This is a genomic window from Micromonospora sp. CCTCC AA 2012012 (genome assembly GCF_040499845.1).
Lineage (GTDB): Bacteria > Actinomycetota > Actinomycetes > Mycobacteriales > Micromonosporaceae > Micromonospora > Micromonospora mangrovi.
In genome coordinates, this window is sequence record NZ_CP159342.1 from 2,700,544 (window position 1) to 2,707,427 (window position 6,884).

Consider the following 6,884-nt stretch of genomic DNA (forward strand, 5'->3'; position numbering starts at 1 on the left):
CGTCAGCGCTGCCCGACGCCCGCCTCGTGCGCGATCAGGCCGGCCTGGGTCCGGTTGGCACAGCCGAGCTTCTCCAGCACCCGCGACACGTACCCCTTGATGGTCGCCTCGGACAGGTGCAGCCGGGCCGCGATCCGCGCGTTGGACAACCCCTCACCGAGGCAGCCCAGCACCTCGACCTCCCGCTCGGTCAGCGTGCTGATCTGCTGCCGGGCCCGGTCCCGGGCGGAGCCGCTGTCGGTGGAGGCGGTGACCAGCCGGCGGGCGGCGGCCGGCGACAGCACGGTGTGCCCCTCGGCGGCGACCCGGACCAGCCCGATCAGGCTCTCCGGCGGGGTGGACTTGACCAGGAACCCGGCCGCGCCCAGGCGCAGCGCCCGCAGCACGTACTGGTCGGCGTCGAAGGTGGTCAGCACCACGATCGGCGGCGCGTCGGGGCGGGCGTTGATCCGCTCGATGGCGGTCAGCCCGTCCACGCCCGGCATCCGCAGGTCCATCAGGACCAGGTCGGGCCGGCTGCGGGCCACCGCCTCGACCGCCGCCGCCCCGTCGTGCGCCTGGTCGACGACCTCGATGTCGTCCGCCGAGCCGAGGATCCGGCTGAGGAAGACGCAGACCATCGGCTCGTCGTCGACGACCAGCACCCGGATCACGCGCCCACCGCCGATTCGGCCGTCGGCACGTACGCGGGCAGGACCGCCTCCAGGCGGAACCCGCCGTCCGGCGCGGGCCCGGCGCGCAGCGTGCCGTGCACCAGCTCGATGCGTTGCCGCAGGGTGACGATGCCCAGGCCGGAACCGCTGCCCACCAGGGCCGCGCTGGGCCGGCCGGTGGGCGGGGTGTTGTGCACGTCGATCCGCAGGTGCGCCTCGGAGTAGCGCAGCCGCACGGTCACCCGCGCGCCCGGCGCGTGCTTGCGCACGTTGGTCAGCGCCTCCCGCACGATCCGGTACGCGGTGCGCCCCACCACCGGCGACGCCAGCGACCGGTCGCCGGACTCCACCAGGTCGACCGGTACGCCGACCGCGGTCGACTCGGCGACCAGCGTGGCGAGCCCGTCCGCCGTCGGGGTGGTGTCCTCCTCCGGGGCCCGGCGCAGGATGCCCACCAGGTCACGCAGCTCGTCGAGGGCCTGGCAGCCGGCGGCGCGCAGGTCCTCGGCGGCCTGCCGGGTCGCCTCGTCGGTCGCGGTCATCCGCAGCGCGCCGGCCTGGAGCACCATCAGGCTCACCCGGTGGGTGACCACGTCGTGCATCTCCCCCGCCAGCCGCGCCCGCTCCTCGTCGCGGGCCTGCTCGGCGAGGAGGTGCCGTTCCCGTTCGGCCCGTTCGGCCCGCTCGGTCAGCGCCAGCACCAGCCGGCGGCGGGCGTCGAGATAGAGCGCCAGCAGCGGCCCGACGGCGGTCCGCAGCACCGCCAGCGTGATGATCGTGGCCGACGGCTCCCACGGCCGGGCCACGACGAAGGTCAGCAGCCCCAACGCGACGTACGCGACCCGTCGGTCCCGGCTGTGGAACGGCGGCCCGTACGCCGCGACCACCGTCGCGAAGGGCGCCCACACGTTGCCCGCCGAGGCCGGGGTCAGCGCGTGCGCCGGCGCGATCAGCAGCGTGACCACGAGGGTGAAGAGGCCGAGCACGACGACCACGGTCAGCGGCGCCCGGCGGCGCAGCACCAGCGAGGAGCAGGCCAACGCCTGCACGCCGAGCAGCACCCAGGCCAGCGGGCCCGGCCGCTGCGGCCACCAGCTCCCGCCGGCCAGGGTGGTGCCGGTGTCCAGCAGCACGAAGACCACCGCGATGACCACGTCGAGGGCGACCCGGTGCCGGTGGTGCCACGGTGCCTCGGTCATGCCTAGACGGTAGGGCATGACCCGGGACGGCGACCCGGCCCGCACACCTGCGTCGGTGCCGCAACCGACGAAAGTCGTACGCCCGGGTCGGCGGCCCTACCTTCGTCGGGGCGGAACCCGACCGCACGCCCTGCCGCCGCACCGGCGCGCACGGTGCAATGGACGGCATGGAAACCAGCCCTGAGCGCACCACCACGATCCCCCAGTTGGGACGTTACGACGTCGACCCGGCCCGGTCGACGGTCCGGTTCCGCACCACCCACCTGTTCGGACTGGGGAAGGTGGACGGCACCTTCGCCGTCCGCTCCGGCACGGTGGAGGTCGCCGAGCCGCTCTCCGCGTCGCGGGTGCAGGCGGAGGTCGACGCCGCCAGCTTCCACACCGGCAGCGCCCAGCGCGACCGTACGGTCCGCTCCGCCACCTTCCTCGACACCGACCGCCACCCGGTGCTCGCCTTCGTCTCCGAGCGGATCGACGAGACCTCGGTCAGCGGTCAGCTGACCGTCAAGGGGGTGACCGGGCCGGTGACCCTGACCGTGCGGGAGTCGGCCGTCACCGCCGACGGTTTCCGGGTCGTCGCCACCACCCGGGTGGACCGGCTGGAGTTCGGGGTGACCGGGTCCCGCGGGATGACCGGCCGCTATCTCGACCTGACCGTGGAGGCCGTGTGCGTACGCCGCTGAGCCCGGCCGTGACCGAGGGGGTGACCGGTGACTGACGCGGTGATCGTGGAGGACCTGCGCCGCAGCTACGGCGCGGTGCAGGCGGTACGCGACGTGAGCTTCACCGTCGCGCACGGCGAGATCTTCGCGCTGCTGGGGCGCAACGGCGCCGGCAAGAGCACCACGCTGGAGATCCTGGAGGGCTTCCGGAGCCGGGACGGGGGCCGCGCCGAGGTGCTCGGCCTCGACCCCGGTGACCGGGCCACCGCCCGGAAGCTGCGGGAGCGGATCGGGGTGGTGCTCCAGGACATCGCGGTGGAGCCCTACCTGACGGTCCGCGAGACGATCGCCCGTAACGCCGGCTACTACCCGACGCCGCGCAACGTGGACGAGGTGGTCGAGCTGGTCGACCTCGGCGGGCAGGCACGGCGGAAGGTCCGCGACCTCTCCGGCGGCCAGAAGCGCCGACTGGACCTGGCGCTGGGCATCGTCGGCAACCCGGCGCTGCTCTTCCTGGACGAGCCCACCACGGGCTTCGACCCGAACGCCCGGCGCGGCGCGTGGCAGCTCGTCCGCGACCTGCGCGACGCCGGGATGACCATCGTGCTCACCACGCACTACATGGAGGAGGCGCAGGAGCTGGCCGACCGGGTGGCGGTGATGTCGGCCGGCACGATCGTGGCGGCCGGCCCCACGGCCAGCCTCGGCGGGCGGGACGCGGCGCTGACCCGGATCACCTTCGCGCTCCCCGACGGGTGCGCGGTGGCCGACCTGCCGGTGCCCGCCGCGCTGGTCGACGGGCGGGTCAGCGTCGAGTCGACGGAGCCGACCGCGACCCTGCACCAGCTCACCGGCTGGGCGCTGGAGCGCGGCACCGTCCTGGCCGGACTCACCGTCGACCGGCCGAGCCTGGAGGACGTCTATCTGCGCCTCACCGACCAGGCGACCCCGGCCCCCGTCCGGGACCTCGAAGGGAGCAGCCGATGAGCACCGTCACCGAGCCCCGGGCGTCCCGGGGCGGCGACCTGGCCCTGCTGTGGCACCAGATCCGCTACGAGCAGCTCAGCTTCTGGCGCAACCCGCAGAGCGCGTTCTTCACGTTCCTCTTCCCGGTCGTGGTGATCGCCATCTTCGGGGCCCTCTTCGGGGACGTCGGCAGCAGCGACTACTTCTACGGCCGGTCGGCGTTGCAGTACTACGTCTCCACCATCGCCGCGGTGTCCGTGCTGGGCGCCTGCTACAGCCAGCTGGCGATCGTGCTGTCGACCCGCCGGCAGAACGGGATCCTCAAACGGGTCCGCGCGACGCCGCTGCCGACGTACATGTACTTCCTCGGGCTGCTCGCCCACTGCGTGGTGGTGAGCGTGGTGGACGTCCTGCTCATCGTCCTCGTCGGCCGGCTGTACGGGGTGCGGTTCCCCGCCGTCGGCCAGTGGCCGGTGATCGCGGCGGCCCTGGTCCTCGGTGCGGCCAGCTTCTGCGCCCTGGGGGTGGCGGTGGCGTCCCTGATCCGCAACGCGGAGGCCGCCCCGTCGGTGGTGCAGCTGGTGCTCTTCCCGCTGGTCTTCATCTCCGGCACGTACATGCCGATCCACTCGGAGGTGTTGACCACGGTGACCGGCGCGTTGCCGGTGCAGCCGTTCAACGAGGCCCTGCTGGGGGCGTTCACCGCGCACTCCGGGGTGCCCTGGCGGGGTTTCGCGGTGCTGCTGGCCTGGGGCGCGCTCGGCGCGGTCGTCGCGATCCGCCGCTTCCGCTGGGATCCCCGGCCGGAGTGACGCCGGCCGGGACGTGGCGGGGCCCCCGTGGTGCGAACGGGGGCCCCGCCGCTGTCAGATCCGCCGCAGCCAGTCGTCGACCACCCCGGCGGTGGAGGCCGCCAGGTCTTCCATCATGGTGAAGTGGTTGCCGGGCACGTCGACGATCTCGTCGGCCTCGGTCCACCCGGTCTGCCACTGCTGCGGCGACAGCTCCTCGCCGCCCGGCATCGGCCGGCTCGCCCGCACCAGCAGCACCGGTGCGGTCAGCTTCGGCGGGGTCCAGTCGCCCAGCAGGTTGAAGTACCAGCTCATCGCCGACAGCCGCGCCGAGTCCATCCGGGCGAAGCTGGCCTCCCGGGCGAACATCCCGCCGAGCAGCTGGTCCTCGAACTGGCCGAGCGAGTCGTCGCCCGGCACGTACGTGTCGAGCAGCGCGACCCCGGTGACGCTGGGCCCGTCCCGGTCCAGCCGGGCCGCGGTGGCGTGCGCCAGCACCCCGCCGGAGGAGGAGCCGAGCAGGGCGAACGGCTCGTCGCCGACCTGTTCGCGGACCATCCGGGCGAGCAGGTCCACCAGGGCGTCGGGGGTGGCCGGCAGCGCCTCCCCCTCGGCGAAGCCGGGCACCGCCAGCGCGACGACGTCCCGCACGTCGCGGAACGCCGAGGCGAAGCGCGCGTACTGGTGCACGCCGGCCAGCGCGACCTGGGAGCTGAAGCAGACCAACCGGACCGGTTCGGGGCCCTTGGCGAGCCGGACGGCGGTCGGCAGCTCGCGTACCTCGGCCGCGTCGGCGAAGGTCGGCCGCAACCGGGCGACGCTCTGCAGCAGCTCGAATCCCTCCTTGAGGCGATGCTGCTCGCAGGCCTGCCGGAAGAGCACGCCGATGACGTCCTGGGCCGGCCGGGCGACGTCGGCGTCGGGTCCCGCCGGTGCGGCGGCGCCCAGCTCGGTGTCGAGGAAGGCGGCCACCGCGCGCGGTGAGGCGTGGTCGAAGGTCAGCGTGACCGGCAGGGTGAGACCGGTCGCGGCGGCCAGCGCGTTGCGCAGTTCCACGGCGGTCAGCGAGTCCAGGCCGAGTTCGAGGAAGGGCTGTTCCGGGGCGACCGCCTCGGGCGAGGGGTGCCCGAGCACGCCGGCGGTGGCGGCGCGGACCACGTCGAGCAGCGCGGCCTCCCGGGCCGCGCCGGCCAGCTCCCGCAGTCGCCCGGCCACCGACGGGCCGGTCCCCGCGCCGGCGGCGCGTCGCCGGGTGGGGCGGGCCAGTCCACGCAGCAGCGGGGCGGGCTCCGCGCCGAGGGCGGCGGTGTCGAGCCGGACCGGCACCAGCGCGGCGGCGTCGACGCGCAGCGCCGCCTCCAGCAGCGCCAGCCCCTGCTCGTCGGTGAGGGCGAGCACCCCGCCGCGCTGCATCCGCTCCCGGTCGACCTGACCGAGCCGGGCCGCCATGCCCTGTTCCCAGGCGCCCCAGGCCAGCGACGTGGCCGGCAGGCCGTCGGCCCGCCGCTGGTCGGCGAGGGCGTCGAGGACCGCGTTCGCGGCGGCGTAGTTGGCCTGCCCCGGGGTGCCGAAGGTGGCCGCCGACGAGGCGAAGAGCACGAAGTCGGCCAGCGGCGCGCCGCGGGTCAGCTCGTGCAGGTGCAGCGCCGGGTCCACCTTGGCCCGGAACACCGGGTCGAACCGGGCCGGGGTCAGCGCGGTGAGCACCCCGTCGTCGAGGACACCGGCCAGGTGGAACACCGCGGTCAGCGGGTGGCTCGGCGGCACCGCCGCGAGCAGGGCGGCCAGGGCGTCCCGGTCGGCCGCGTCGCAGGCCGCCACGGTGACCTCCGCGCCGAGCGCGGTCAGCTCCGCGTGCAGCGCCGCCGCGCCGGGGGCGTCCGGTCCGCGCCGACTGAGCAGCAGCAACCGGCGTACGCCCCGGGCGGTGACCAGGTGGCGCAGCAGCGGCCCGCCCAGGGCGCCCGTCGCGCCGGTGACCAGGACCGTGCCGTCCGGGTCCCAGGCGACCTCCGGTCGGTCGGGTCCGGTGACCCGGGCCAGCCGACCGGCGAGGATCCGTCCGGCGCGCACCGCGAGCTGTGGTTCGCCGGCTCCCACGGCCGCCGGCAGGGCGTGCACGCTCTCCGGGGCGGCGTCGACGTCGACCAGGACGAACCGGCCCGGGTTCTCCGACTGGGCGGTCCGCACCAGGCCCCACACGGCCGCGGCGGCCAGGTCGTCGGGCCGGTCGTTGCCGGTGCCGAGGGCGCCCCGGGTGACGACGGCCAGCCGGGCCCCGGCGAACCGGTCGTCGGCCAGCCAGGACCGCACGGTCTCCAGGGCGGCGGCGGTGACCTCCCGTACCGCCCGGGTCGGGTCGGGGTCGGTGCGGCCGGTGACGCAGACCAGGACCAGCTCCGGCAGGGTCATGCCGGTGGCGACGGCGCCGGTCAGCGCCGCCAGGTCGGCGAAGGACTCGACGGGGACGCCCGCGCCGGTGAGCGGCGCGGCGATCCCCAGCACGTCCGAGCCGACCAGCACGCACCGGCCGGGCACGCTCTCCTCGACCGGCACCGGCACCCAGTCCACCCGGTACAGCGAGTCGACGCCCGCGCGGCGGACCGGTGCGGC

At 75.2% G+C, this 6,884-nt stretch carries 6 protein-coding genes and 3 pseudogenes; 3 read left to right on the top strand and 6 right to left on the bottom strand.

Translation table 11 applies throughout. The features are described 5' to 3' along the window. Positions 1-2 precede the first annotated feature (2 nt). The gene (locus ABUL08_RS12055; RefSeq protein ID WP_350937488.1) at positions 3-653 is read right to left on the bottom strand and encodes a response regulator transcription factor; all 651 of its coding nucleotides are present in this window, start codon (positions 651-653) and stop codon (positions 3-5) included. After that, entirely contained in the window at positions 650-1,852 is a 1,203-nt protein-coding gene (locus ABUL08_RS12060; protein WP_350937490.1) for a sensor histidine kinase, read from the bottom strand. The genes ABUL08_RS12055 and ABUL08_RS12060 overlap by 4 nt, the downstream gene beginning before the upstream one ends. A 167-nt stretch (positions 1,853-2,019) precedes the next feature. On the opposite strand from ABUL08_RS12060, the gene ABUL08_RS12065 reads away from it, so the two are divergent. The 3 genes from ABUL08_RS12065 to ABUL08_RS12075 are packed head-to-tail and all read left to right on the top strand — an operon-like array spanning position 2,020 to position 4,292. Continuing rightward, positions 2,020-2,535, top strand: a complete 516-nt coding sequence (locus ABUL08_RS12065) for a YceI family protein (protein ID WP_350937491.1) — start codon at positions 2,020-2,022, stop codon at positions 2,533-2,535. A 27-nt stretch (positions 2,536-2,562) separates the two neighbouring features. After that, the gene (locus tag ABUL08_RS12070) at positions 2,563-3,501 is read left to right on the top strand and encodes an ABC transporter ATP-binding protein (RefSeq protein WP_350937493.1); all 939 of its coding nucleotides are present in this window, start codon (positions 2,563-2,565) and stop codon (positions 3,499-3,501) included. Beyond that, on the top strand, positions 3,498-4,292 hold the full coding sequence (locus ABUL08_RS12075) for an ABC transporter permease (RefSeq protein ID WP_350937495.1): 795 nt from the start codon (positions 3,498-3,500) through the stop codon (positions 4,290-4,292). Before ABUL08_RS12070 ends, ABUL08_RS12075 begins: the two co-directional genes overlap by 4 nt. 54 nt (positions 4,293-4,346) lie before the next feature. On the opposite strand, the gene ABUL08_RS30615 is transcribed toward ABUL08_RS12075, so the two are convergent. The 4 genes and pseudogenes from ABUL08_RS30615 to ABUL08_RS30630 form a co-directional block, all read right to left on the bottom strand. Continuing rightward, a complete protein-coding gene (locus ABUL08_RS30615; RefSeq protein ID WP_458329396.1) occupies positions 4,347-5,243 on the bottom strand; it encodes an alpha/beta fold hydrolase in 897 nt (298 codons plus the stop codon). Next, positions 5,241-5,720 (bottom strand): annotated as a pseudogene (locus ABUL08_RS30620) (beta-ketoacyl reductase); the annotation flags it as partial. The gene ABUL08_RS30615 and the pseudogene ABUL08_RS30620, both read right to left, overlap by 3 nt. 18 nt (positions 5,721-5,738) lie before the next feature. Beyond that, positions 5,739-6,344 (bottom strand): annotated as a pseudogene (locus ABUL08_RS30625) (SDR family NAD(P)-dependent oxidoreductase); the annotation flags it as partial. Beyond that, a pseudogene (locus tag ABUL08_RS30630) lies at positions 6,327-6,842 on the bottom strand (SpnB-like Rossmann fold domain-containing protein); the annotation flags it as partial. The pseudogenes ABUL08_RS30625 and ABUL08_RS30630, both read right to left, overlap by 18 nt. Positions 6,843-6,884 lie beyond the last annotated feature (42 nt).